Consider the following 23,555-nt stretch of genomic DNA (forward strand, 5'->3'; position numbering starts at 1 on the left):
ATCACGAGCCATGTTCGCGCTCTCCTTCTTCCGCCGAGATGCACCGGCGCTGAAGGGCGAGCGCGTCTATCTGCGTGCACCTGAAGCCGGCGACTACCACGAATGGGCATCATTGCGCGGCGAAAGCCGCGCATTCCTGGAGCCGTGGGAGCCCCGCTGGGCGGCGGACGAACTCGACCGCTCGGCCTGGCGCCAGCGGCTAGGTCGCTACCGCGAAGATTTCGCCAACGGAAACGCGGCGGCATTCTTCATTTTCGAGAATGCCACGAATCGACTCGTCGGCGGCATCACGCTCGGCAACATTCGTCACGGCGTCGCCCAGTCCGGGCAGATCGGCTACTGGATGGGGCAGCGCTATGCCGGCCAGGGCCTGATGCTCGAGGCATTGCTTTTGTTGACCGATTTCGGCTTCGATACGCTAAGGTTGCACCGGATCGAGGCGGCCTGTATTCCCGGAAACAAGCGCTCGGTTCGTGTGCTTGAAAAAGCCGGATTTCAGCGTGAAGGACTGTTGCGATCCTATCTCAGGATCAATGGGAACTGGCAGGATCACCACCTCTACGCCTTGATCGCTGACGATCGGCGCGGTGGCACGACAAAGGGCTGAATTTGGTGCATTTTTTGCGGATCGGACGCCTGCTGGCCTTTTTTTTCGCGGCGATCATAAGCCTCTCCACGGCCTCGTCCGCCTTCGCCATCGAGCCCATCAAGATATCCCGCGACGACGTCGCTCTGGACCTTTCGGGCGCGGTCGAGATCTACCGGAATCAGGGCGAGAATTTTCAGGTCTCCACCGCCCCCGGGCCTGACGGCATCGTGCGGCGCATCGAGGTGGAAGCCAACGACAAGCGTTCCAGCGGCGACTGGGCCGTCTTTGCCCTTGCCAACACCACCGAACAGCAGATCGACCGCCTGATCGTGGCGCCGCATTTCCGCCTGGTGAATTCGGGCCTGTTCTGGCCCGATCTCGGCTCTACCCGCATTTCCGCCATCACGCCAAGCGAGGGCTTTGCGCTCGACAAGCAGGCGAGCCCCGACGCCGACGTGTTCCTCGTTACGCTCAATCCCGGTTCGGTCGTCACCTTCATCGCCGAACTGTCCTCGCCGAGGCTGCCGCAGGTCTATCTGTGGGAGCCGGAGGCCTATAAGGACTCGGTCAACTCCTACACGCTGTTCCGCGGTATCGTCATCGGCATCGCCGGCCTTCTGGCGCTGTTCCTGACCATTCTCTTCGTGGTCAAGGGCACCTCGATGTTCCCCGCCACGGCGGCGCTATCGTGGGCCGTTCTTGCTTACATCTGCGTCGATTTCGGCTTCCTCAACAAGGTGATCGAGATATCGCCCGGCAATGAGCAGATATGGCGAGCCGGCACGGAAGTCGGCCTTGCCGCCACCTTCGTGGTGTTCCTGTTTGCCTATCTCAACCTCAACCGATGGCACGGGCATTTCAGCTATGGCGCGCTGGCCTGGATTCTCGGCCTGTTGCTGATCGCGGGCGTCGCGGTCATCGATCCGGCCGTCGCCTCGGGCATTGCCCGCCTCTCCTTCGCCGCCACCGCCATCAGCGGCATCGGCCTGATCGTGCTTCTCGGCATACGCGGCTACGACCGTGCCATCATGCTCATTCCGAGCTGGGTCATGGTGCTGCTTTGGCTCTGCGGATCGTGGATGGCCATCACCGGTGTTCTGGCCAACGATATCGTCCAGCCGGCACTCGGCGGCGGGCTGATCCTCATCATCCTGCTCATCGGCTTCACCGTCATGCAGCACGCCTTTGCTGGCGGTGCGCTGCATCAGGGCCTGTTCAGCGATCTCGAACGCCAGGCGCTGGCGGTTGCCGGCTCCGGCGACATCGTCTTCGACTGGGACGTGCTGCGCGACCGCGTGGTGACGCGCCCCGATGTCAGCCTCCAGCTCGGGCTCGAGCCCAACGCGCTCGGCGGACCGGCCCGCAACTGGCTGCCGGTTCTGCATGTCGACGACCGCGACACGTTCCGCACCACGCTCGACGTCGTTCTCGAGCACCGGCGCGGCCGGGTGGCGCAGAGTTTCCGCCTGCGCGGCGCCGACGGCCACTATCACTGGTTCCTGCTGCGCGCCCGCCCCGTCGTCGGCTCCGACGGCGAGGTCATCCGCTGCGTCGGTACGCTGATCGACGTGACCGAGCAGAAGAAATCCGAGGAACGGCTGCTGCACGATGCGGTGCACGACAACCTCACCGGGCTGCCGAATCGCGAGCTGTTCATGAACCGGCTCGAGGCCGTGCTCTCGATCGCCAAGACCGAAGAGAACATCCGGCCCACCGTCTTCGTCATCGACATCGACCGCTTCAAGCAGGTCAATGACGGCCTCGGCATCTCGGCCGGCGACACGATCCTGCTGACCATCGCGCGGCGTCTGCATCGCCTGCTGAAGCCCAAGGATTCGCTGTCGCGCTTTGCCGGCGACCAGTTCGCACTGATGCTGCTGTCCGAACAGGACCCCGCCCGTATCGCCGCCGTCGCCGACGCGCTGAAGCAGGCCATCGGCGCGCCGATCACCTTTGCCAAGCGCGAGATCGTGCTGACGGCCTCGATCGGCCTCATCACTTGGACGCCGGCGCAGGTTTCGGCCGACGACATGGTGAAGGACGCCGAGCTGGCCATGCACCAGGCCAAGCGCTTCGGCGGCGACCGCATCGAGCCGTTCCGCCCCGCTTTTCGCTCGGTCGGCACCGACCGGCTGCAGATCGAATCGGACCTGCGCCGAGCCATCGAACGCGGGGAATTCAGCCTCGCCTACCAGCCCATCGTGCGGCTGGAAGATCGCAGCATTGCCGGCTTCGAGGCGTTGCTGCGCTGGGATCACCCGCGCCGCGGCCTCATCCCGCCTTCCGACTTTATTCCCGTCGCGGAAAATTGCGGCCTCATCGTCCAGCTCGGCCTGTTTGCCATGGAGCGTGCGGCCGAAGACCTGGCGGGCTGGCAGAAGCTGATCGGCGATGCGCCGCTGTCTGTTTCGGTCAATCTCTCCAGCCGCCAGCTCATCCGCCGCGATCTGGTCAGCGACGTGCGCTCGGTCATCGCCCGCGCCAATCTCAAGCCGCGCTGCTTCCGCCTGGAGCTGACCGAATCGCTGGTGATGGACAATCCCGAGCAGAGCAACCATGTGCTGACCCGCCTCAAGCAACTCGGCATCGGCTTGTCGCTCGACGATTTCGGCACCGGCTATTCGTCGCTGTCCTACCTGACGCGCTTCCCCTTCGACACGATCAAGATCGACAAAAGCTTCCTCGACGACTCCTCGTCAAAGCGCGACGTGCTGCTGCGCTCCATGGTCAACATGGCGCACGAGCTCGGCATGTCGGTGGTGGCCGAAGGCATTTCCGACGAGAACGACGCGCTGCAGTTGCGCCAGATGGGTTGCGAATATGTTCAGAGCTTCATGTTCGGCACGCCGGTCCCGGCGGATGCCGTGCTCAAGCTCCTGAAGGAACAATATCCGCTGGCGGAGGCCTGACGGCCTCTGCCCCGCTCACACACACCAATCGCGCCGCAGGACGGCCGAAGTTTTGCAGTGACAAAAGATTGCCGTCCCGGGCTCAGGCGTGCCCGGAATCCTGGCTGAGATGGGCAAGATCGATGCCGATCGAAGCGAGAATACGATCGTACTGCCGCTCGATATCGGTATCGAACAGAAGCTCCGGCCGTGCCGGGCAGGTCAGCCAGCCATTCTCGGCGATTTCGTATTCGAGCTGGCCGGCACCCCAGCCGGCATAACCCAGCGCCATCAGCGCCTGGCGCGGACCCTTACCCGCCGAAATGGCGCGCAGAATGTCGATGGTCGCCGTCAGGCAGATGGTGTCGGAAATCACCAGGGAAGACTCCACCTTGTAGTCGTCGGTGTGCAGCACGAAGCCGCGGCTGCGGTCGACCGGGCCGCCATTGCGGATGATGAAATCGCGCGCCGGCGGCGGCAGGCGGATCGCCTCCTCCTCGTCGAGGATGCCCAGTTGCACCAGGAGATCGGGAAACAGAAGCTGCTGGCTCTGATTGATGATCAGCCCCATGGCGCCCTCTTCGCTGTGGGCGCAGATGTAGATAACCGAGCGCGCGAACCGTTCGTCCTTCATGCCGGGCATGGCAATCAGGAACTGGTCGTCGAGGAAGCCGCGCTTAACGGTTGTCTTCTTCTGGTGCAGAATTTCCATTCCGAAAGGGTAGCTCCTTTTGGGCGGGCTTGAAAGACACGCCTTGGACGATTTGCGGTGCCACAGGCGCCGGGCTCACGCAAAAATGATGCGAATCGACGCGATCCTTCAGTTGCGAAACGATGCCTTTGGCGTCAAATCGCGCCTATGAAGAAAACCACAGTCGCAGTCCTCGGGTTTCTCGTCGCAACCACCGGAAACGCCTTCGCGTCCTCGACGCAATGGTTCGAGGCGCAGGGCGGCCGCGTGCGTCTTGTCACCACCGGCGAGCCGGATGCGCAGGGCCGGCTCAAGGGCATGCTCGACATCCACCTCGACAAGGGCTGGAAGACCTATTGGCGCGACCCGGGCGAAGCCGGCGTTCCGCCCCAGCTCGACAGTTCAACCAGCACGAACGTCACCGCCGCAGAGCTCAATTTCCCTGCCCCCCAACGCCATGACGACGGCTATTCGGTCTGGGCCGGCTATAACAGCTCGGTTGCCCTGCCGATCGTCTTCCATGTCGGCGCGCCGGGCAAACCGGTGCTGATCAATGCCGACGTCTTCCTCGGCATATGCGAGACGATCTGCATTCCGGTCCACACCAAGCTGTCGCTGGACCCCGCCAGCGCGGCTGATAACGCGGCAGATGCCGCTAGCGTCGCGGCCGCCTTCGATGCCCTGCCCAAGGCGGCGCAGCCGGATTTCGGCGTGACGATCGTCAGCCAGGACGACAAGGCGATCCTGTTCGAGGCGAAGTCGCCGGGCGACACGTCGAAGGCCGAGTTCTTCCTTGCCGGCGGCGAGGGCTATTCCTTCGCCACGCCCAAGCTGGAGCAAAAGGACGGCAAGACGCTGTTTTCCGTCGAAGTCCTCGACCGGCCCGCAGCAAAGCCGGCGGATGCCGGCCTGCACTACACACTGGTCACCGACAAAGGGGCTGTCAGCGGTCTTCTGCCCTATCTGTGAGTTGCGTCTTGAAACAAGCCGCATCGCCAACTCGAGGATTGCCCAGTCCGCGATAAGCCGCTACCGCTGCGGTAACAACCCGTAACTGTGCGAGGACCTGCGATGACAATCTCCGTTGGCGACAAGCTACCCGAAGCCACCTTCAAGACCATGACCGCCGAAGGCGCCAAGACCCTCAGCACGGCCGATGTCTTCGCCGGCAAGAAGGTTGTGCTGTTCGGCGTGCCGGGCGCCTTCACCCCGACCTGCAGCAACAACCACCTGCCGGGCTATCTCGAAAACCACGACGCGATTGCCGCGCGCGGCGTCGACACTATCGCTGTCGTGGCCGTCAACGACCACTTCGTCATGAATGCCTGGGCCCAGGCCACCGGCGCTGGCGGCAAGATCCTGTTCCTGGCCGATGGCAATGGTGATTTCGTGCGCGCAGCCGGGCTGGACCTTGATCTCAGCGCCGGCGGGCTCGGCACCCGCTCCAAGCGTTTTTCGATGATCGTCGAAGACGGCAAGGTGACGGCGCTCAACATCGAGGACGCGCCCGGCCAGGCCGTGGAATCGGGTGCGGCCAAGCTGCTCGAACAGCTCTGAAAGCAGCTTCAATAAAGAAGGCGCGCGTCTGCGTCCGGACGCGCGCCTTTTTGTTTTCGGCCCTCAGATTGGGCAAGCTATCTTTTCTTGAACGGCTCCATGCCCAGGCGAGCGAGTTCGTCGGCGCGTTCGTTTTCCGGGTGGCCGGCATGGCCCTTCACCCAGTGCCAATTGACCTTGTGGCGCCTGTTGGCTTCATCCAGCGCCTGCCACAGCTCGCCGTTTTTCACCGGCTTCTTGTCCGCGGTCTTCCAGCCATTTCGCTTCCAGCCGTGGATCCACTTGGAGATCCCGTCCATCACATATTTGCTGTCGGTGTGAAGCTCCACCGCGCAGGGCTCCTTCAGCGCGTTCAGCGCCGAAATCGCAGCCAGCAGTTCCATGCGATTGTTGGTGGTCGCAGCCTCGCCGCCGGAAAGCTCCTTGGTGACGCCGTTGAAGCGCAGAATCGCGCCCCAGCCGCCCGGGCCTGGATTGCCAGAGCAGGCGCCATCAGTGAAAATTTCGACCGCTTTATTCATTTCAAACCGTATTCGGATGCCGATTTGATCTGCCGGTGGAATCGCACTCGGCGGATGAACTCCATCGGGTCGCGCTTCTGCACCAGTGCGCCATCGGGAATGGTCAGCCAGTCGTAGAGGCGGGTCAGCATGAAGCGCAGGGCCGAGCCGCGCGCCAGGATCGGCATCGCCTGCTTCTCGGCCTCGCTCAGCGGCCGCACCGACTGGTAGGCATCGAGCATGGCCGTGCCCTTGGTGAGGTTGAAGGAATTGTCCTTCTCGAAGCACCACGCGTTCAGGCAGGTCGCCAGGTCGTAGGCGTAGATGTCGTCGCAGGCGAAGTAGAAGTCGATCAGCCCCGACAGCTCGTTGCCGAGGAAGAAGACGTTGTCGGGAAAGAGGTCGGCATGAATGATGCCCGAGGGCAAATCCGTCGGCCAGCCGCGCTCGAATTCGGCGAAATCGGCATCGACCTCAGCCGCGAGCCCCGGCTCGACCTCGTCGGCGCGGTCGCGCGAGCCGTCCCACAGCTTGCGCCAGCCGGTGATGTCAAGCGCATTGGGGCGCGACATCGGAAAATCCGCGCCAGCAAGATGCAGTGCCGCCAGCGACTTGCCCACCTCGCGGCAATGGATGGCAGTCGGCTTGCGCATCCACATGCCTTCCAGGAAGGTGATGATTGCCGCCGTGCGGTCGGCCAGCGGGCCTGTCACGTTACCGTCGCGCCGGTGCACCGGCAGCGGGCAGGAAATGCCCTTCTTGGCCAGATGCTCCATCAGCCCGAGGAAGAACGGCAGATCGCTTTTGTCGACCCGCTTTTCATAGAGCGTCAGGATGTAGGAGCCGGTGGTGGTGTGCAGCAGGAAGTTGGAATTCTCCGAACCTTCGGCGATGCCCTTGTAGGACAGAAGCTGGCCGATCGAATATTCCTGCAGAAAGGCTCCGAGCTGGCTCTCGGAAACGTCCGTATAGACCGCCATCACACGGTCCCGTTCACAAATGCCATGTCGGATGCCGTAAGCTCTACATCGCGCAGCGCGCTCATGACCGGGAAATTCTCCGTTTCCGTTGCCGTGACCGCGAGATCGACCGTCACGTCGAAGCGCGCGCGAAAGGCGTCGATGATCTCGTCGACGATGATCTCCGGCGCGGATGCCCCCGCCGACAGCCCAAGCGTCGAAATTTGGCCGATGTCATCCCATGGAATCTCTGAGGCGCGCTGCACGAGAAGCGACATTTTCGCGCCGGCCCGTTCGGCGACTTCCACGAGACGCTTGGAATTGGACGAGTTGGGCGCACCGACGACCAGGAATAGGTCCGCGCCGGCTGCCGTTTCCTTCACCGCCTCCTGGCGGTTGGTGGTGGCATAGCAGATCGATTCGGCTGACGGCGCCATGATGGCCGGGAAGCGCGCCTGCAGCGCGCGGATCAGCCCCGCCGTGTCCTCTACAGACAAAGTGGTCTGGGTGACGAAGCCCAGCGCTTCGGGATCTTGCGGCTGGAAGGCGGCGACATCGGCCTCGGTCTCGATCAGCGTGACGGCGCCTTCCGGCAGCTGGCCCATCGTGCCGATCACCTCCGGGTGGCCGGCATGGCCGATCAGCAGGATGTGGCGGCCGAGCCGCTGATGACGCATCGCCTGCTTGTGCACCTTGGACACCAGCGGGCACGTCGCGTCGAGATAGAAGAGATTGCGCGCCTGGGCATCCGCCGGAACCGATTTCGGCACGCCATGGGCGGAGAAGACCACTGGACAGTCGTGATGCTCGTCGGGGATCTCGTCGAGCTCCTCGATGAACACCGCGCCGAGATTCTGCAGCCCCTCGACGACGTAGCGGTTGTGCACGATCTCGTGGCGCACATAGACCGGCGCGCCGTATTTCTTCAGCGCCAGCACCACGATCTGGATGGCGCGGTCAACGCCGGCGCAGAAACCGCGCGGCTGGCAGAGCCGGAGCGTCAGGGGCGGCTTGGATGAAATGTCAGGCATGATGTCCGGTCTTCGTTCTCGTGCCGAAATGATGCCTGCACCCCTCTCCTGTCAAGGGTGCCGGCGGTTCGCTCAATCGGCAGCGCGCCGCGACCGCCACAGCCAGGCGCCGAGCACACCTGCAAGCGCCCCCGCCAGCCCATACCAGGTCATGGCATATTGCAGGTGGTTGTTCGGCAAATCGATGATGGTGACGCCGCCAACGGGCAGGCCACCCGGATTCGGCGTCTTGTCCGCGTCGATGAAGAAGGGCAGCACAACCGCGCCTGCCGGCAGGCCGGCGGTGGCCGCCATCACGTCGCGGTCCTTCCAGAAGAAGAGGTTCTTTGCCGGCTCGTTGTCCGGAACCAGCGTGGACGGCTTTTCGGCCAGGGGATTGCGGGCAAGCCCGTTTACCGTCACTTCGCCCTCGACCTGGCCCTGCGGCCGCTTGGCCGGGTCCTTCAGATGGTCGGGCACGAAGCCGCGATTGACGAGCACGAAGCGGCCGTCCGCAAGCCGCAGTGGCGTATAGATGAAGTAGCCCGCCTCGCCTTCGTAAGTTGCGAAGAAGTGGCGTTCGCCGGAATGCAGGAAGCTGCCCGTCACCGTCGTCGGCCAGTAGTCGACGTCGCCGGTCTGCGCAAACCTCGCCTCGGTCTCGGAAAGCGGCTCCGGCGCGGCATGGACGCGCTGTTCGATGGTGGCGATCAGCGCCTCCTTCCACTGCAGGCGCTCGACTTGCCAGGTGCCGAGTCCGAGCAGGACGACAAACGCGACAAGGCCGAGCACCAAAGCCAGCCAGCGCGCCTTGCCGCTGGCGCGTCCGGAGGTTTGCGCATTCTCGCTCATTGCGGACGGTCCAGCCTGCCTTCGGCGGCCTTGTTGCGATACTGCAGCGTGATCAGCACGCCCTTGATGAGGCGCAGCGCCGTCAGGCTCAGTACCAGGGTCAGCGGGATCCAGAGCAGGAAGTGCACCCACAGCGGCGGATTCACCGTAACCTCCATCCACAGCGCCAGGCCGACGACGATGAAGCCGATGATGAGAATCACGAAGACCGCCGGTCCGTCGCCTGCATCGGCGAAGGAATAATCGAGCCGGCAGGTGCCGCAGCGGGGCGCCACCGTCAGGAAGTTGGAGAACAGGCGCCCCTCGCCGCAGCGCGGGCAACGGCCGCGGAGCCCAGCGGAGATCGGGTCCACCGGCGGCCAGATCGCCTGGTCTTCGTGTGCGGGCTGGGTCATGCCTGTTTCTCCATCTCGGTGCTTTACCTGTTCCTGAAAAAGACAAAGCGGCCGTGTTGCCACGGCCGCTTTCATTTCTAGCAGATCATTGCTGATCAGTCGGTGCCAGCAATCGTCGCACCGAACGATGCCCAGACGTAGATGCTGGTGAAGAGGAACAGCCACACCACGTCGACGAAGTGCCAGTACCAGGCAGCGGCCTCGAGACCGAAGTGCTGCTTCGGCGTGAAGTCGCCCTTCATCGCACGGATCAGGCAGACGAGCAGGAAGATCGTGCCGATGATGACGTGGAAGCCGTGGAAGCCGGTCGCCATGAAGAAGGTCGCGCCGTAGATCGAGTCCTTGAAGCCGAACGGAGCATGCATGTACTCGAAGGCCTGCACGAAGCTGAACAGGATGCCGAGGCCAACCGTCAGCGCCAGGCCGTTGATCAGGCCCTTGCGGTCGTTGTGCAGGATCGCATGGTGCGCCCAGGTGATCGTGGTACCCGACAGCAGCAGGATGATGGTGTTGTAGAGCGGCAGGTGCCAGGGGTTCAGGACCTCGATGCCCTTCGGCGGCCACACGCCACCGGTGAACGCGGTGCGCGCATACTGCTGCACTTCGCCCGGGAACAGGCTGGCGTCGAAGAAGGCCCAGAACCAGGCCACGAAGAACATCACCTCGGAGGCGATGAACATGATCATGCCGTAGCGCAGGTGCAGCGACACGACGCGCGTGTGGTGGCCCTCATGGGCTTCCTTAATGGTGTCCGACCACCAGGCATACATCGTGTAGAGCACGATCAGCGTGCCGACAGCGAAGATGAAATAGTGAGCGTTAGCCAGGTTGATGCCGAAGAAGGGGAAGTTGCCCTGCTTCATGTACTGCATCCAAGCCACGCCGCCGATCGCCATGACGAGAGCGCCGAGCGAAGCCAGAATGGGCCAGGGGCTTGGATCTATGATGTGATAATCGTGTTTTGGTTTCGAATGCGCGTCAGCCATATCAGCCCCCGAGGTTTCCGTCGGTTTTTTCATTAGTCTTGAGGTCTCCGGCCTGCGGCGCGTTGGCCACCGGCTTTGCCCCCTCAATAGGGAAGAAAGTGTAGGAAAGAGTGATCGTCTTCACGTCCTTCAGTTCCGGAACGTTGACGATGTCGGGGTCGACATAGAAGACCACCGGCATGTCGAGCGTTTCGCCCGGCTTCAAGGTCGTGTCGGTGAAGCAGAAGCACTCCACCTTGTTGAAATAGGCGCCGGCCAGATCCGGCGTGACGTTGAACGTCGCGCGCCCGTAAGTCGGCTTGTCGAAATGGTTGGTCGCCGTGTAGTGCGCCTGCGCGGTCTCGCCGATCTTGATGGTGATGTCGCGCGCCACCGGCTTGAAGTCCCACGGCAAGCCGCCGGACGTGTTGGCGTTGAAGCGGATCGTCACCTTCTGGTCGAGCACGCGGTCGGAGTACTGATCGACACGCTGCGTGGTGCCGCCATAGCCCGTGACCTTGCAGAACATCGCGTAGAGAGGCACCGCCGCATAGGCCATGCCGACCATGCCGGCAACGAAGGCCACGCAGACGCCGGCGACGACCTTGTTGGATCGCTCGGACTTGGTGCTGCTCATTGGGGTTTCACCACTCATGCGAACGTCACACCGCGTGGTGGAAGAAGGTGGACGGCGCGAACTTGATGATCGTCGCGACGTAGAAGATGACGACCAGCAGGGCGAGGCCGAGGCCGATCGCGATCGACCGGCTGCGGCGTGCCTTCTTCTGGCTTTCGGTGAGGGTCACCATCTCAAGGTCTTGCATGGTCATACTCCTGATACCGCGAGCAGGCGCTCTACGACACTGTCGGCCAGATAGGCCGCGAAAATGACGAACAGGTAGAGCAGCGAATAGCCGAACAGCGCCTTGGCGGGCTTCATGGCGCGGTCGCTGTCGGGCATGCGCAGAACCTTCCAGGCATACCAGACGAAGCCGACGCCGAGCGCGACCGAAACCACGCCGTAGAACATGGTGGTGAAGCCCAGAACCCAGGGCAGCACGCCGACCGGCGCCACCAGGAGGGCATAGGCGAAGATCTGCCTGCGCGTCGAAGCCTCGCCAGCGACGTTCGGCATCATCGGGATGCCCGCGCGCTCGTAGTCTCCGGACTTGAACAGAGCCAGCGCCCAGAAGTGCGGCGGCGTCCACAGGAAGATGATCAGGAAAAGGATGACGCTTTCCAGGCTGATGTTGCCCGTGGCGGCAGCCCAGCCCACCATGGGCGGGAAGGCGCCGGCAGCGCCGCCGATGACGATGTTCTGCGGCGTCGAGCGCTTCAGCCACATCGTGTAGATCACGGCATAGAAGAAGATGGTGAAGGCGAGCAGTGCCGCCGAAAGCCAGTTGACGATCACGCCGAGCGTCATGACCGACAGCACCGAAAGGATCAGGCCGAAGACCAGCGCTTCGCCCGGCTGAACGCGGCCGGACGGCACCGGCCGCTTGGCCGTGCGGGTCATCACCGCGTCGATATCGGCGTCGTACCACATGTTCAGCGCGCCCGAGGCACCGGCCCCGATGGCGATCGCCAGGATGGCAACGACGGCGATGAAAGGATTGAGCGATACCGGAGCAGCTGCGAGGCCGACGAAGGCCGTGAACACGACGAGCGACATCACCCGCGGCTTCAAGAGCGCGATGAAGTCACCGGCGGTCGCTTCCGACATGCGGAAGCCGCCTTCGTCCAATGTGTTCTTTTCAACCAGGGCCATGCCTACGCAGTCCACTCTCTCGGTTTGGCCGAAACCGCCGACGGGCGGCGGTTTCGATGTTTGTTCAGCGCATCGTTACTTGATGCGCGGGAGCTGTTCCCACTGGTGGAACGGCGGCGGCGAAGGCAGCTGCCATTCCAGCGTCGTCGCACCCTCACCCCACGGGCTGGCACCGGCAACGCGCTTCTTCGAGAAGGCCTCGAAGACGCCGTAGAGGAAGATCAGCACGCTGACGGCCGAGATGTACGAGCCGATCGACGAGACGTAGTTCCAGCCGGCGAATGCATCGGGATAGTCGATGTAGCGGCGCGGCATGCCTGCGAGACCCAGGAAGTGCTGGGGGAAGAAGATCAGGTTGACGCCGATGAACATGACCCAGAAGTGGGTGTTGGCGATAAACGGCGAGTACATGTAGCCGGTCATCTTCGGGAACCAGTAGTACCAGGCCGCGAAGATCGCGAACACCGCACCCAGCGACAGCACGTAGTGGAAGTGGGCGATCACGTAGTAGGTGTCGTGCAGCGAGCGGTCGAGACCGGCATTGGCCAGCTGGACGCCCGTGACGCCGCCGATGGTGAACAGGAAGATGAAGCCAACCGCCCAGATCATCGGGGTCTTGAAGGAGATCGAGCCGCCCCACATCGTGGCGATCCACGAGAAGATCTTCACGCCGGTCGGAACAGCGATGACCATCGTGGCGAACACGAAGTAGCGCTGCGTGTCGAGCGACAGGCCGGTGGTGTACATGTGGTGAGCCCACACGACAAAGCCGACGGCGCCGATGGCGACCATGGCGTAAGCCATGCCGAGGTAACCGAAGATCGGCTTGCGCGAGAAGGTCGAGACGATGTGGCTGACAATGCCGAAGCCCGGCAGGATCAGGATGTACACTTCCGGGTGACCGAAGAACCAGAACAGGTGCTGGAACAGGATCGGGTCGCCGCCGCCTTCAGGCGCGAAGAAGGTCGTGCCGAAGTTGCGGTCGGTCAGCAGCATGGTGATGCCACCAGCCAGAACCGGCAGCGAAAGCAGCAGCAGGAAGGCGGTGATCAGCACCGACCAGGCAAACAGCGGCATCTTGTGCAGCGTCATGCCCGGAGCGCGCATGTTGAAGATCGTGGTGATGAAGTTGATCGCACCGAGGATCGACGAAGCGCCGGCGATGTGCAGCGACAGGATCGCCAGGTCGACGGCCGGTCCAGGCTGGCCGGAGGTAGCCAGCGGCGGATACATCGTCCAGCCGCCGCCAACGCCATGGGCGCCCGGAGCGCTCGGCATGAACATCGACATGATCAGCAGGATGAGGGCCGGCGGAAGCAGCCAGAAGGAGATGTTGTTCATGCGCGGGAACGCCATGTCAGGCGCACCGATCATGAGCGGCACCATCCAGTTGGCGAAGCCGCCGATCAGCGCCGGCATGACCATGAAGAAGATCATGACCAGGCCGTGAGCGGTACTGAAGGCATTGTACATGCTCTTGCCGGCGTCGATGGACGCATCGCCGCCAACGCCGTAGACCATTTCGGCCAGGCCGCTGAAAATCTGAATGCCCGGCTCCGCAAGCTCCCAGCGGATCATGACGGACAGGAAGCCGCCGATGAGGCCGGCAATGATCGCGAAGATCAGATACAGCGTGCCGATATCTTTATGGTTGGTCGAAAAGAGCCAACGAACCAAGCCGCGCGGCTTGTGATCGTGGTCGTCGTGAACTGCAGCGCCTGCCATGTTCCGCTCCATTCCTAAATTCGTTTCGGCCGCGGCATCAGTTGCCGGCGACCGCCACCTTGTTGGCGGTTTCAATTTGAGCCATCAGCGCCTTGTTGGCGCCATCCAGGTCGGACTTGGCCGCAGCGGCCCAGGTCTCATACTGCTGCTCGTTCACGACGCGAACGGCGATGGGCATGTAAGCGTGGTCCTTGCCGCAGAGCTGCGAGCACTGGCCGTAGTACAGGCCTTCCTTGTTGGCCTTGAACCAGGTCTCGTTGGTACGGCCCGGAACGGCGTCCATCTTGATGCCGAAAGCCGGCACGGCGAAGGAGTGGATCACGTCGCTGGCAGTGACAAGAACGCGAACGACCGTATTGATCGGAACTACAACCTCATGATCGACAGCCAGGAGCCGCGGATAGACAGCGCGATCTTCCTTGCCGGCGGCGGCACGATCGCCATCCTCAAGAATAGCCGAGTTAAAAGAGAACGGCTCGGCGACCTGGTATTCGTAATCCCAGTTCCACTGGTTGGCGGTCGCCTTGACGGTGACCTTGGCCTCTTCCGGCGGCGAATACTGCGCGGTGAGGAGCTGGAAGGAAGGAACGGCGAGGAACAGCAGGACAACGACCGGCCCGACCGTCCAGATCACTTCGATCAGCGTGTTGTGGCTGGTCCGCGACGGAACCGGGTTCGCAGCGGCACGGAAGCGCAGGATGCAGTAAGCCAGCAGCAGCAGCACCAGGATCGTGATCGGTATCAAGAACCAAAGCGTGTAGTGCTCGAACCAGGTAATCTGCTCCATGATGCCGGTGGCAGCAGGCTGGAACGCGGTCTGCCACGGCGTCGGCTGTGCCGCATATGCTGCGGCGCTGGCGAAAAAGGCTGCCGCAGCACCAGCACTTGCAAGGATTTTTCTCATCGCCCTCTTTGTCTCCCAATTTCGTGCGTCCAGTTCGCACGAATGATAAATCGCACCGGGACGGGAATCCCGGTGACCCTAGCGCTGGTTCAAACCATACTCTCTTTCCGACCGCAAGGAAGGAGCACGAGAACCCGTGCGGCATTTTTGCGCGCAAGGCAGCCTGAGCCACACTTTGGCGCTTTCTTTATTGTTTAAGGTCGCCGCGAACCAGTGCCCGAACGCGCATTCCACCGCTATAAGGGGCAGTTACGTCGTATTTCGGGCGAATTTTCTTGGAAAGTCACGGCAAGCGGCGCTATGGCTAGTCCGGCCATCTTCTTGCCGTATAGTTTCAATTGTCACGAGTCGTCTCGCCGTGATTCGCAATGGAGCCATCATGACCTCTCGACTTTCGGGAACCCTGGCGAAGGTCGTCTTCCTCGCCGCGTTGGCTGGTTCGATCGTTCCAGCCGCTGCGCAGCAGCAGCCGGCCCCGCAATCGCAGCAGACTGCCCAGCCGCAGGCCCAGGCTCCCAAGCCGCAAGGCGGCACGGTGCGCTCGACTCACGGCGCCTGGTCTATCATTTGCGATACGCCCGCCGGCGCCACCGCCGAGCAGTGCGTGATGATGCAGAACGTCATTGCCGAGGACCGGCCCGAGATCGGCCTTTCGGTCGTCGTGCTGCGCACTGCCGACAACAAGGCGGAAATCCTGCGCGTGCTGGCGCCGCTCGGCGTGCTCCTGCCCAACGGGCTTGGTCTCAATGTCGACGGCAAGGACATCGGCCGCGCCTATTTCGTCCGCTGCTTCGGCGACGGCTGCTATGCCGAGGTCATCCTCGAGAAGCCGCTGCTCGACACGCTGAAGTCCGGCACCGCGGCCACCTTCATCGTCTTCCAGACGCCGGAGGAAGGCATCGGCATCCCGGTCGACCTCAAGGGGTTCGCGGACGGCTTTGCCGCCCTCCCCTGATCGCTACCGCGTAAGCTCGGCGAGCCCAAAGCCAGCTTTTGGCTTCCCAGCTGCGCGCCATTGCAGATCATTGGCGCATTGCCGAATGGCGTTGGCGCGCCTACATCGGGGATCGACACTCTTTTCAAACGAGGCGACCCCGCCATGAACAGCCTTCTCGGCCAATTCGACACTTCCGAAGATCAGATCCGCCGCATCGTCGCCGATACGATCAGCGGTGCGGACGACGGCGAACTCTTCCTCGAATATAGCGAGAGCGAGTCGCTGATGTTCGACAACGGCCGTCTGAAGACGGCCAACTTCAACACCGACCAGGGTTTTGGCCTGCGCGCGGTAGCTGGTGAAGCGAGCGGCTACGCCCATTCCAGCGAACTGTCCGAAGCCTCGCTGCGCCGCGCGGCCGATGCCGTATCGGCCGTTAAGGGCGGATATTCCGGCACGCTGGCGGCGGCGCCATCGCGCACCAACCGCCATCTCTACGGCGAGGAAAACCCGATCCCCTCCCCCAGCTTCGAGGTGAAGGCCAAGCTGCTGCAGGAGATCGACGGCTGGCTGCGTGCCAAAGACCCGCGCGTGCGGCAGGTCACCGCTTCGCTCGTCTCATCCTGGCAGCATGTCGAGATCGTGCGTGCCGACGGCCAGATGGTGCGCGACGTGCGCCCGCTGGTGCGGATCAACGTCGCCGTCGTCGTCGGCGAAGGCGACCGCCAGGAAACCGGTTCCTACGGCATGGGCGGCCGCAAGGGCTTTGGCGACTTCCTGACCGAAGACAACTGGCAGTTCGCAGCCGACGAGGCGCTGCGCCAGGCGCTCGTCAATCTGGCGGCGATCCCGGCGCCGGCCGGCACGTTCGACATCGTGCTCTCCAGCGGCTGGCCGGGCGTGATGCTGCATGAGGCCGTCGGCCACGGGCTGGAAGGCGACTTCAACCGCAAGAAGACTTCGGCCTTTGCCGGCCTGATGGGCCAGCAGGTGGCCGCCAAGGGCGTCACCGTGGTCGATGACGGCACCATAGCGGAGCGGCGCGGCTCGCTCACCGTCGACGACGAAGGCACCCCCAGCGCACGCAACGTGCTGATCGAGGATGGCAAGCTCGTCGGCTACATGCAGGACCGGCAGAACGCTCGCCTGATGGGCGTCGCCGCCACCGGCAACGGCCGGCGCGAATCCTATGCGCACCAGCCCATGCCGCGAATGACCAACACCTACATGACCGGTGGCGACATGCCCCCGGAAGAGATCATCGCCTCGGTCAAGAACGGCATCTACGCGGTGTCCTTCGGCGGCGGCCAGGTCGACATCACCTCCGGCAAGTTCGTGTTCGGCTGCACCGAGGCCTACATGATCGAGGACGGCAAGGTGACCCAGCCGATCAAGGGCGCCATGCTGATCGGCAACGGGCCGGACGCCATGCATCGCATCTCCATGGTCGGCAACGACATGAAGCTCGATCCCGGCATCGGCATGTGCGGCAAGGCCGGCCAGGGCGTGCCGGTTGGCGTCGGCCAGCCGCATCTGCGCATGAACCAGATGACCGTCGGCGGCACGCGGGCCTGATCTTGTCCTTCGATCGGATCGTCATCCTCACGGGCGCCGGCATCTCGGCCGAATCGGGCGTCGACACGTTTCGCGACCGGAACGGCATCTGGTCGAAGGTCGACTATCGCGATGTCGCAACGCCGGAGGGGTTTGCGCGCAATCCGCGCAAGGTGCACGCCTTCTACAATGAAAGGCGCCGGCGCCTGCGCGGCATCCGGCCCAATGCGGCGCACGAGGCGCTGGCGCGACTGGAGGCCGCCTACGGCGGCTCCTACCTTCTGGTCACCCAGAACATCGACGGTCTGCACGAAGGCGCCGGCTCGCGCCGCCTGCTCCACATGCATGGCGAGGTGAACTCGGCGCTCTGCGAGGCCTGCGGCAAGCGCTCCCGCTGGTCGGGCGACATGTCGATCAATTCGCAATGCCCGCATTGCCAGACCACCGGCCGCATGCGCGTGGATGTCGTGTGGTTCGGCGAGATGCCCTACCACATGGACCGGATCGAAGCGGCGATCGCAACCTGCGACCTGTTCGTCTCCATTGGTACAAGCGGCAATGTCTACCCGGCGGCCGGCTTCGTCGAGCAGGCAAGGCTCGCCGGCGCCCATACGGTCGAGCTCAATCTCGAACCGTCGGAAGGCTTTTCAAGCTTCGAAGAAGCGCTCTATGGCCGCGCGACAGAGGTCGTGCCAGCTTTCGTTAGCCGAATTCTCGCGGCCGAGGTGGATGCCGCCTTCGAGCGGATCATCCCCCTGCCTTAGCTTGGCTCGGTCTCACCGCCGCTTGCGAGGCTTCTCCAGCAGCGCCACTGCCTCGACATGCGGCGACCAGAGGAACTGATCCACCGGCGTCACGCGCTTCAGCGTGTAGCCGCCATCGACCAGAATGCGCAGGTCGCGCGCCAGCGTGGCCGGATTGCAGGAAACGGCCGCGACGAAGGGCACATCCGACTTCGCGATCTGCTTGCACTGGTCCTCCGCCCCGGCGCGCGGCGGATCGAACACCAGCCCGTCATAGGCGGCAAGTTCCTTGAAGGTCAGCGGGCGGCGGAACAGGTCGCGCTTTTCGACGACGACCCGCTTCAGCCCGGCGCCGAAGCGAAAACCCCGGTCGAGCGCGGCAAGAGCTGCCGCATCGCCCTCGACGGCATGCACTTCCGATTTCGCCGCAAGGCGCAGCGCAAAGGCCCCTGCCCCGGCAAAGAGATCGGCAACCTTCTTCGACTTCCTCAGATGTTCTGAGACCAGATCGGCCATGGCGGCTTCTGCCGAGGCCACCGCCTGCAAAAAGCCACCCGACGGCGGTGCGACCGACACCTCGCCGAAGGTCACCACCGGCTTCTTCGGCTCCACGATGGTCTCGCCATCCACGGAGACGCGCGCAAGCCCCTCGCGAATCGCAAAGGTCGAGATCGCCATGCGCGCCTTGTCCTCCAGCTTGCCGGCATCGTGAGCGGCAATGTCGAGGCCCGAATCGGTGTGGGTGACGGTCAGATGGAACGCCTGCGTCGTGTGGCAGATCAGGGCGGCCAGCTGCCGCAGCATGGGAAGCGCTGCCTCGATCTGCGGCTCGACGATCGGGCACTCCTCGATGTCGATGATGTGGTGCGAATGGGCCCGATTATAGCCCACCAGCATGCCGGCCTCGGTGCGGCGGGCCGAGAATGTCGCGCGGCGGCGCGAATGCGCCGCGCAAGCCACGGTGGCCGCGACATCGGCGTCGAAACCACGGCTCTTCAGCGCCTGCACGACCTTGTCGCGCTTCCAGTCCAGATAGGCTTGCGGCTCCAGATGCTGCAGCGCGCAGCCGCCGCATTCGGTGAAGTGCCGGCAGGCCGGCTCGACACGCAGCTTTGAGGCCTCCAGCACCGCCATCAGCGTTCCGCGATCCTTTTCGCGGGCGGCAGTGACCGTCTCGCCGGGCAGCGTGAACGGAATAAACAGCGGGCCTTCGGGCGTATCGGCAACGCCGTCGCCCTGGGCGCCGAGGCGGGAGATCTGGAAACGTGTGCTCATGCCTTCACTCCGGCCAGCAGGAATTCGCGGTTGCCGTCGCCGCCTTCTATCGGCGATGGGCAAAGCCCCAGCGCCTTCCATCCGGCTTGGCTGCCCAGCCATTCGGCAAGCGCCTCGGCCACGATGGGGCCATCCGCCGGGTTCTTCAAAATGCCGCCCTTGCCGATCGCATCGCGGCCGGCCTCGAATTGCGGCTTCACCAGAAATACTCCATGCGCGCCCGGCCTTGCCAATGCAAGGGCTGGCGGCAGGGCAAGCTTCAGCGAGATGAAGCTGACATCGGAGACGATCAGATCGAGCGGGCGTCCCTCAAGCACCTCGGCGGTCAGGTCGCGCGCGTTCAGACCCTCCACACAGGTCACACGCGGATCGCCGCGCTGGCTCTCATGCATCTGGCCATGGCCGACATCGATAGCCGTGACATGCGCCGCGCCCCGCTCGAGCAGCACTTGGGTAAAACCGCCGGTCGAGGCGCCGATGTCGAGCGCATTCGAGCCGCGCGGATCGATGCCAAAATGGTCGAGCCCGGCAATCAGCTTCAGCGCCGCGCGCGAGACATAGGCCTGCGCGGGATCGGCAACCGTGATGACGGCTGCGTCCGACACCCCCTGCCCCGGCTTGGACACGACCAAGCCGTCGACGCTGACGGTGCCGCGCTCGACGGCATCGCGCGCCCGCGAGCGGCTGGCAAAGAGCCCGCGGCTGACCAGCACTTCATCGAGGCGCCGGCGACTGTCCTGTTTGTTGTCGGCTTTCATCGGCCTTCCTTGGCGAAAGCCGGCGCGGAAGGCAAGCGCGTCGAACCACCGGTCGATCAAAAGGTGGCGACGATCCTCGGAGCCGCCCGTCTGCCTTCCGGCAGTAAGTCTCCGCCAGAGAATTCGACCTCGGCCCGTCGCGTTTCCGGGACAGTCTGGTTGTGCAGGAAAGACACCGGCAGGATCACCGATTCCAGCTTGCGCCTGTAGGAAATGGTGCCCCTTATATCGCCCATCTTGCCGGCCACGATGTCCATCACCGCCTGTTCCAGCTTGACGTCGTAGCGCGTCTCTGCCGCCGCCGGCACCGCCAGCGCGGCGAGCAGCATCGCGCCTGCCAGGATTGTTCTCATTGCCGCCTCTCCCCTGCCTTTTGGGGGAGAGCTTTAGGCCAGTCGCGCTAAGAAACGGCCAAGAGAAAGGGTAAGCAAAGCGCCAAATGTCAGCGTAAACAGATGGTTAGGCAGTCGCCGAACGGATGGAGCGACCGAGCGCTGCAAAGACCGTGCGCACGATGCCGGTCGCGTCAAGCCCGGCGTCGACATACATCTTCTCGGGCTTTGCGTGGTCGGCGAATTCGTCCGGCAGCACCAGTGGCCGCACCTTGAGACCCGAGTCGAGCAGGCCTTCCTTGGCGAGGAAGTGCAGCACATGGCTGGCAAAGCCGCCAATGGAGCCTTCTTCCACCGTTAGCAGCACCTCGTGCGAGGTGGCGAGGCGGCGCACCAGATCCTCGTCCAGCGGCTTGGCAAAGCGGGCATCGGCCACGGTGGTCGAAAGCCCTGCCGCAGTCAGCTCCTCGGCGGCCAGCAAGCAATCCTGCAGGCGCGTGCCGAAGGACAATAGCGCGACCTTGGTGCCTTCGCGCACAATGCGGCCCTTGCCGATTTCCAGCACCGAGCCGCGCTCGGGCATTTCCACGCCCACGCCATTGCCGCGCGGATAGCGGAAGGCGATCGGGCCTTCGTCGTAAGCCGCAGCCGTGCGCACCATGTGGCGCAGTTCCGCCTCGTCGGCGGCCGCCATCACCACGAAGTCCGGCAGCGAGGCGAGATAGGTGGTGTCGAAGGCGCCGCAATGGGTCGGCCCGTCGGCGCCGACGAAGCCGGCGCGATCGACAGGGAAGCGCACCGGCAGCTTCTGAATCGCCACGTCATGCACGACCTGGTCGTAGGCACGCTGCAGGAAGGTCGAATAGATCGCCGCGAAAGGCTTCAGGCCCTCGGTGGCAAGGCCTGCCGCGAAGGTCACGGCATGCTGTTCGGCAATGCCGACATCGAAGGTGCGGGTCGGGAAAACCTCGCCGAACAGGTCGAGGCCAGTGCCGGACGGCATGGCAGCGGTGATGGCGACGATCCTGTCGTCCTCGCGCGCTTCCTGGATCAGGCTCTGGGCGAAAACCTTGGTGTAGCTCGGCGCGTTGGCCGGCGCCTTGGCCTGCGCGCCGGTGATGACGTCGAACTTGTTGACGCCGTGATACTTGTCGGCGGCCGCCTCGGCCGGGGCATAGCCCTTGCCCTTCTGCGTCACGACATGGATGAGCACGGGCCCGTCGCCATTGTCGCGCACATTCTTCAGCACCGGAATCAGGTGCTCGAGATTGTGGCCGTCGATGGGGCCGATGTGGAAGAAGCCGAGTTCCTCGAACAGCGTGCCGCCGGTGACATAGCCGCGCGCGTGCTCCACCGCGCGAGTGATCGCGCGGTCGACACGCGGGCCGAGATGCGAGGTCAGCTTCTTGCCGAGGTCGCGAATGCCCTGATAGGTGCGGCCCGAACCGAGGCGCGCCAGATAGGCGCTCATCGCGCCGGTCGGCGGCGCAATCGACATGTCGTTGTCGTTGAGGATCACAATGAGCCGCGAGTTCAGCGCGCCGGCATTGTTCATCGCCTCATAGGCCATGCCCGCCGACATGGCACCGTCGCCGATCACCGCGATGACGTTGTTCTTGCCGCCCTTCAGGTCGCGCGCCACGGCCATGCCGAGGCCCGCCGAAATCGACGTCGAGGAGTGGGCGGTGCCGAAGGGATCGTATTCGCTCTCGGTGCGCTTGGTGAAGCCCGAGAGGCCGCCTTCCTGGCGCAGCGTGCGGATGCGATCGCGCCTGCCGGTGAGGATCTTGTGCGGGTATGACTGATGGCCAACGTCCCAGATGAGACGGTCGCCCGGCGTGTCGAAGACGTAATGCAGTGCAACCGTAAGTTCGACGACGCCCAGCCCGGCGCCGAGGTGGCCGCCCGTATGCGAGACCGTGTCGATCAGTTCGGCGCGCAGCTCGGCGGCAAGTTGCGGCAGGTCGCTTTCGGGCAACGCCTTCAGATCGGCGGGAATGCGCACCTTGTCGAGCAGCGGCGTATTGGGCGGCAAAGTCACGTCATATGGCCTATTCAATCGATCAATACCGCTTGGGAGATAGAGTGTCGGCCCCAGAATGTAAATGCGCGGCGCTGCCGCGCGACCCTTTTACCCTGTCTCCCGCACGGAAATCAGTCCTCCGGCAGGGGAATGAATTCCTCCTCGTCGCCCGGCACGATGTCGAAACGGCCGGTCTTCCATTCCTCCTTGGCCTGCTCGATGCGCTCCTTGGAGGAGGAAACGAAATTCCACCATATGTAGCGCTTCGAGCCCAGCGAGGCGCCGCCGAACAGCATGAAATGCGCGCCGCGCTCGGCCGAAACCACGATCTCGTCACCCGGACGGAATACCAAAAGCCGGTCGGGCGGGAAGCGGTCGCCGGAAATCACGACATCGCCTTCCAGCACGTAGATCGCCCGCTCTTCCGCGTCGGCGGGGATGCGAATGCGCGCGCCCGGATCAAGCCGGACATCGACATAGAGCGTGTCATGGAAGGTGGTAACCGGCGCGCGATGGCCTTCGAAATCGCCCATCACCACGCGTACTTTTGCGCCATCCGCCTTGAATTCGGGCAGCGCGGTGTTCGCCGTGTTTTCGAAGCCCGGCGCAATCTCCTCCTTGTTGTCGGGCAGCGCGATCCAGGTCTGCAGGCCGGAGATCGAGGTCGTCGCGCTGCGGATCTCTTCCGGCGTACGCTCGGAATGGACGATGCCGCGCCCGGCCGTCATCAGGTTCACGTCGCCGGGCGAGATCACCATCTCGGTGCCGAGCGAATCGCGATGCCGGATCATGCCGTCAAACAGATAAGTGACAGTGGACAGCCCGATATGCGGATGCGGGCGCACATCCAGCGCCGTACCCGGCCGCAGGATCGCGGGACCCATGCGGTCGAAGAATATGAAGGGGCCGACCAGCCTGCGCCGCGCCGTAGGCAGCGCCCGCCGCACCTCGAAGCCGCCGATATCCTTGGCGTTGGGCACCACCATTAGCTCGATGGCATCGCAGGAAAATGCGTCGCCCGGCTCGGGATCGCGTGCGGGGAAGAAGCTCATGGTAACCTCCAGTCGGCGGCAGCCGTACAATCTTCACTGCAGGTTACGCCCCGGCAGCGGCAATCGAAAGGCCGC

General features: G+C 63.8%; 24 protein-coding genes. 7 read left to right on the forward strand and 17 right to left on the reverse strand.

The genetic code is table 11. The features are described 5' to 3' along the window. Window positions 1-10 precede the first annotated feature (10 nt). Both C7I85_RS10205 and C7I85_RS10210 read left to right on the forward strand, forming a co-directional pair. On the forward strand, window positions 11-607 hold the full coding sequence (locus C7I85_RS10205; protein ID WP_106723855.1) for a GNAT family N-acetyltransferase: 597 nt from the start codon (window positions 11-13) through the stop codon (window positions 605-607). 2 nt (window positions 608-609) lie between these two features. Further along, entirely contained in the window at window positions 610-3,498 is a 2,889-nt protein-coding gene (locus C7I85_RS10210; RefSeq protein WP_106723856.1) for an EAL domain-containing protein, read from the forward strand. 82 nt (window positions 3,499-3,580) lie between these two features. On the opposite strand, the gene C7I85_RS10215 is transcribed toward C7I85_RS10210, so the two are convergent. Beyond that, window positions 3,581-4,189: a YqgE/AlgH family protein gene (locus C7I85_RS10215; protein WP_106723857.1), complete on the reverse strand. Its 609-nt coding sequence runs from the start codon at window positions 4,187-4,189 to the stop codon at window positions 3,581-3,583. A 147-nt stretch (window positions 4,190-4,336) separates the two neighbouring features. On the opposite strand from C7I85_RS10215, the gene C7I85_RS10220 reads away from it, so the two are divergent. Then, on the forward strand, window positions 4,337-5,137 hold the full coding sequence (locus C7I85_RS10220) for a protein-disulfide reductase DsbD domain-containing protein (protein WP_106723858.1): 801 nt from the start codon (window positions 4,337-4,339) through the stop codon (window positions 5,135-5,137). 102 nt (window positions 5,138-5,239) lie between these two features. After that, window positions 5,240-5,725 carry a peroxiredoxin gene (locus C7I85_RS10225; protein ID WP_106723859.1) on the forward strand — a complete coding sequence of 162 codons (486 nt, stop codon included), beginning with the start codon at window positions 5,240-5,242 and terminating at the stop codon, window positions 5,723-5,725. A 77-nt stretch (window positions 5,726-5,802) separates the two neighbouring features. On the opposite strand, the gene rnhA is transcribed toward C7I85_RS10225, so the two are convergent. The 11 genes from rnhA to coxB form a co-directional block, all read right to left on the reverse strand. Continuing rightward, the gene (gene rnhA / locus C7I85_RS10230; RefSeq protein ID WP_106723860.1) at window positions 5,803-6,246 is read right to left on the reverse strand and encodes a ribonuclease HI; all 444 of its coding nucleotides are present in this window, start codon (window positions 6,244-6,246) and stop codon (window positions 5,803-5,805) included. After that, window positions 6,243-7,205: a homoserine kinase gene (locus C7I85_RS10235; protein WP_106723861.1), complete on the reverse strand. Its 963-nt coding sequence runs from the start codon at window positions 7,203-7,205 to the stop codon at window positions 6,243-6,245. The genes rnhA and C7I85_RS10235 overlap by 4 nt, the downstream gene beginning before the upstream one ends. Next, window positions 7,205-8,215, reverse strand: coding sequence for a 4-hydroxy-3-methylbut-2-enyl diphosphate reductase (gene ispH, locus C7I85_RS10240; RefSeq protein WP_106723862.1), 1,011 nt, complete (start codon window positions 8,213-8,215; stop codon window positions 7,205-7,207). The genes C7I85_RS10235 and ispH overlap by 1 nt, the downstream gene beginning before the upstream one ends. A gap of 72 nt (window positions 8,216-8,287) precedes the next feature. Beyond that, window positions 8,288-9,046: an SURF1 family protein gene (locus C7I85_RS10245; RefSeq protein ID WP_106723863.1), complete on the reverse strand. Its 759-nt coding sequence runs from the start codon at window positions 9,044-9,046 to the stop codon at window positions 8,288-8,290. After that, window positions 9,043-9,441: a DUF983 domain-containing protein gene (locus C7I85_RS10250; protein ID WP_106723864.1), complete on the reverse strand. Its 399-nt coding sequence runs from the start codon at window positions 9,439-9,441 to the stop codon at window positions 9,043-9,045. Before C7I85_RS10250 ends, C7I85_RS10245 begins: the two co-directional genes overlap by 4 nt. 95 nt (window positions 9,442-9,536) lie before the next feature. Then, window positions 9,537-10,427: a cytochrome c oxidase subunit 3 gene (locus C7I85_RS10255; protein WP_106723865.1), complete on the reverse strand. Its 891-nt coding sequence runs from the start codon at window positions 10,425-10,427 to the stop codon at window positions 9,537-9,539. Between the two features lies 1 nt (window position 10,428). Continuing rightward, complete coding sequence (locus C7I85_RS10260; RefSeq protein ID WP_428832842.1) at window positions 10,429-11,061, reverse strand: cytochrome c oxidase assembly protein; 633 nt, start codon at window positions 11,059-11,061, stop codon at window positions 10,429-10,431. Between the two features lie 7 nt (window positions 11,062-11,068). After that, complete coding sequence (locus C7I85_RS10265; protein ID WP_181257149.1) at window positions 11,069-11,230, reverse strand: hypothetical protein; 162 nt, start codon at window positions 11,228-11,230, stop codon at window positions 11,069-11,071. Between the two features lie 2 nt (window positions 11,231-11,232). Then, the gene (locus C7I85_RS10270) at window positions 11,233-12,177 is read right to left on the reverse strand and encodes a heme o synthase (RefSeq protein WP_106723868.1); all 945 of its coding nucleotides are present in this window, start codon (window positions 12,175-12,177) and stop codon (window positions 11,233-11,235) included. Between the two features lie 75 nt (window positions 12,178-12,252). Then, window positions 12,253-13,902: a cytochrome c oxidase subunit I gene (ctaD, locus tag C7I85_RS10275; protein ID WP_106724099.1), complete on the reverse strand. Its 1,650-nt coding sequence runs from the start codon at window positions 13,900-13,902 to the stop codon at window positions 12,253-12,255. 37 nt (window positions 13,903-13,939) lie between these two features. Continuing rightward, window positions 13,940-14,806: a cytochrome c oxidase subunit II gene (gene coxB, locus C7I85_RS10280; protein ID WP_106723869.1), complete on the reverse strand. Its 867-nt coding sequence runs from the start codon at window positions 14,804-14,806 to the stop codon at window positions 13,940-13,942. A gap of 379 nt (window positions 14,807-15,185) precedes the next feature. Between coxB and C7I85_RS10285 the strand changes: the two genes are divergently transcribed. The 3 genes from C7I85_RS10285 to C7I85_RS10295 all read left to right on the forward strand — a co-directional run bounded on the left by C7I85_RS10285 (window position 15,186) and on the right by C7I85_RS10295 (window position 18,061). Further along, on the forward strand, window positions 15,186-15,761 hold the full coding sequence (locus C7I85_RS10285) for an invasion associated locus B family protein (RefSeq protein WP_106723870.1): 576 nt from the start codon (window positions 15,186-15,188) through the stop codon (window positions 15,759-15,761). A gap of 144 nt (window positions 15,762-15,905) precedes the next feature. Next, window positions 15,906-17,318, forward strand: coding sequence for a metalloprotease TldD (gene tldD / locus C7I85_RS10290; RefSeq protein WP_106723871.1), 1,413 nt, complete (start codon window positions 15,906-15,908; stop codon window positions 17,316-17,318). A 2-nt stretch (window positions 17,319-17,320) separates the two neighbouring features. After that, complete coding sequence (locus tag C7I85_RS10295) at window positions 17,321-18,061, forward strand: NAD-dependent deacylase (protein ID WP_106723872.1); 741 nt, start codon at window positions 17,321-17,323, stop codon at window positions 18,059-18,061. 12 nt (window positions 18,062-18,073) lie between these two features. On the opposite strand, the gene C7I85_RS10300 is transcribed toward C7I85_RS10295, so the two are convergent. From C7I85_RS10300 to C7I85_RS10320, 5 genes are all read right to left on the reverse strand, one after another. Next, complete coding sequence (locus C7I85_RS10300) at window positions 18,074-19,315, reverse strand: class I SAM-dependent RNA methyltransferase (RefSeq protein ID WP_106723873.1); 1,242 nt, start codon at window positions 19,313-19,315, stop codon at window positions 18,074-18,076. Next, window positions 19,312-20,073, reverse strand: coding sequence for a TlyA family RNA methyltransferase (locus C7I85_RS10305; RefSeq protein WP_106724100.1), 762 nt, complete (start codon window positions 20,071-20,073; stop codon window positions 19,312-19,314). The genes C7I85_RS10300 and C7I85_RS10305 overlap by 4 nt, the downstream gene beginning before the upstream one ends. A 56-nt stretch (window positions 20,074-20,129) precedes the next feature. Beyond that, window positions 20,130-20,426, reverse strand: a complete 297-nt coding sequence (locus C7I85_RS10310; RefSeq protein WP_106723874.1) for a hypothetical protein — start codon at window positions 20,424-20,426, stop codon at window positions 20,130-20,132. A gap of 106 nt (window positions 20,427-20,532) precedes the next feature. Then, complete coding sequence (gene dxs / locus C7I85_RS10315; protein WP_106723875.1) at window positions 20,533-22,446, reverse strand: 1-deoxy-D-xylulose-5-phosphate synthase; 1,914 nt, start codon at window positions 22,444-22,446, stop codon at window positions 20,533-20,535. Window positions 22,447-22,559: 113 nt separating this feature from the next. Further along, a complete protein-coding gene (locus C7I85_RS10320; protein ID WP_106723876.1) occupies window positions 22,560-23,480 on the reverse strand; it encodes a pirin family protein in 921 nt (306 codons plus the stop codon). Window positions 23,481-23,555: the final 75 nt, after the last annotated feature.

The sequence above is a fragment of the Pseudaminobacter soli (ex Li et al. 2025) genome (assembly GCF_003012705.1).
Classification (GTDB): Bacteria; Pseudomonadota; Alphaproteobacteria; order Rhizobiales; family Rhizobiaceae; genus Pseudaminobacter; species Pseudaminobacter soli.

Coding starts and splice junctions, on each gene's coding strand:
- C7I85_RS10205 (WP_106723855.1), top strand. CDS start 11: ATGTTCGCGCTCTCCTTCTTCCGCCGAGATGCACCGGCGCTGAAGGGC.
- C7I85_RS10215 (WP_106723857.1), bottom strand. CDS start 4,189: ATGGAAATTCTGCACCAGAAGAAGACAACCGTTAAGCGCGGCTTCCTC.
- C7I85_RS10220 (WP_106723858.1), top strand. CDS start 4,337: ATGAAGAAAACCACAGTCGCAGTCCTCGGGTTTCTCGTCGCAACCACC.
- C7I85_RS10225 (WP_106723859.1), top strand. CDS start 5,240: ATGACAATCTCCGTTGGCGACAAGCTACCCGAAGCCACCTTCAAGACC.
- rnhA (WP_106723860.1), bottom strand. CDS start 6,246: ATGAATAAAGCGGTCGAAATTTTCACTGATGGCGCCTGCTCTGGCAAT.
- C7I85_RS10235 (WP_106723861.1), bottom strand. CDS start 7,205: ATGGCGGTCTATACGGACGTTTCCGAGAGCCAGCTCGGAGCCTTTCTG.
- ispH (WP_106723862.1), bottom strand. CDS start 8,215: ATGCCTGACATTTCATCCAAGCCGCCCCTGACGCTCCGGCTCTGCCAG.
- C7I85_RS10245 (WP_106723863.1), bottom strand. CDS start 9,046: ATGAGCGAGAATGCGCAAACCTCCGGACGCGCCAGCGGCAAGGCGCGC.
- C7I85_RS10250 (WP_106723864.1), bottom strand. CDS start 9,441: ATGACCCAGCCCGCACACGAAGACCAGGCGATCTGGCCGCCGGTGGAC.
- C7I85_RS10255 (WP_106723865.1), bottom strand. CDS start 10,427: ATGGCTGACGCGCATTCGAAACCAAAACACGATTATCACATCATAGAT.
- C7I85_RS10260 (WP_428832842.1), bottom strand. CDS start 11,061: ATGAGTGGTGAAACCCCAATGAGCAGCACCAAGTCCGAGCGATCCAAC.
- C7I85_RS10265 (WP_181257149.1), bottom strand. CDS start 11,230: ATGCAAGACCTTGAGATGGTGACCCTCACCGAAAGCCAGAAGAAGGCA.
- C7I85_RS10270 (WP_106723868.1), bottom strand. CDS start 12,177: ATGGCCCTGGTTGAAAAGAACACATTGGACGAAGGCGGCTTCCGCATG.
- ctaD (WP_106724099.1), bottom strand. CDS start 13,902: ATGGCAGGCGCTGCAGTTCACGACGACCACGATCACAAGCCGCGCGGC.
- coxB (WP_106723869.1), bottom strand. CDS start 14,806: ATGAGAAAAATCCTTGCAAGTGCTGGTGCTGCGGCAGCCTTTTTCGCC.
- C7I85_RS10285 (WP_106723870.1), top strand. CDS start 15,186: ATGACCTCTCGACTTTCGGGAACCCTGGCGAAGGTCGTCTTCCTCGCC.
- tldD (WP_106723871.1), top strand. CDS start 15,906: ATGAACAGCCTTCTCGGCCAATTCGACACTTCCGAAGATCAGATCCGC.
- C7I85_RS10300 (WP_106723873.1), bottom strand. CDS start 19,315: ATGAGCACACGTTTCCAGATCTCCCGCCTCGGCGCCCAGGGCGACGGC.
- C7I85_RS10305 (WP_106724100.1), bottom strand. CDS start 20,073: ATGAAAGCCGACAACAAACAGGACAGTCGCCGGCGCCTCGATGAAGTG.
- C7I85_RS10310 (WP_106723874.1), bottom strand. CDS start 20,426: ATGAGAACAATCCTGGCAGGCGCGATGCTGCTCGCCGCGCTGGCGGTG.
- C7I85_RS10320 (WP_106723876.1), bottom strand. CDS start 23,480: ATGAGCTTCTTCCCCGCACGCGATCCCGAGCCGGGCGACGCATTTTCC.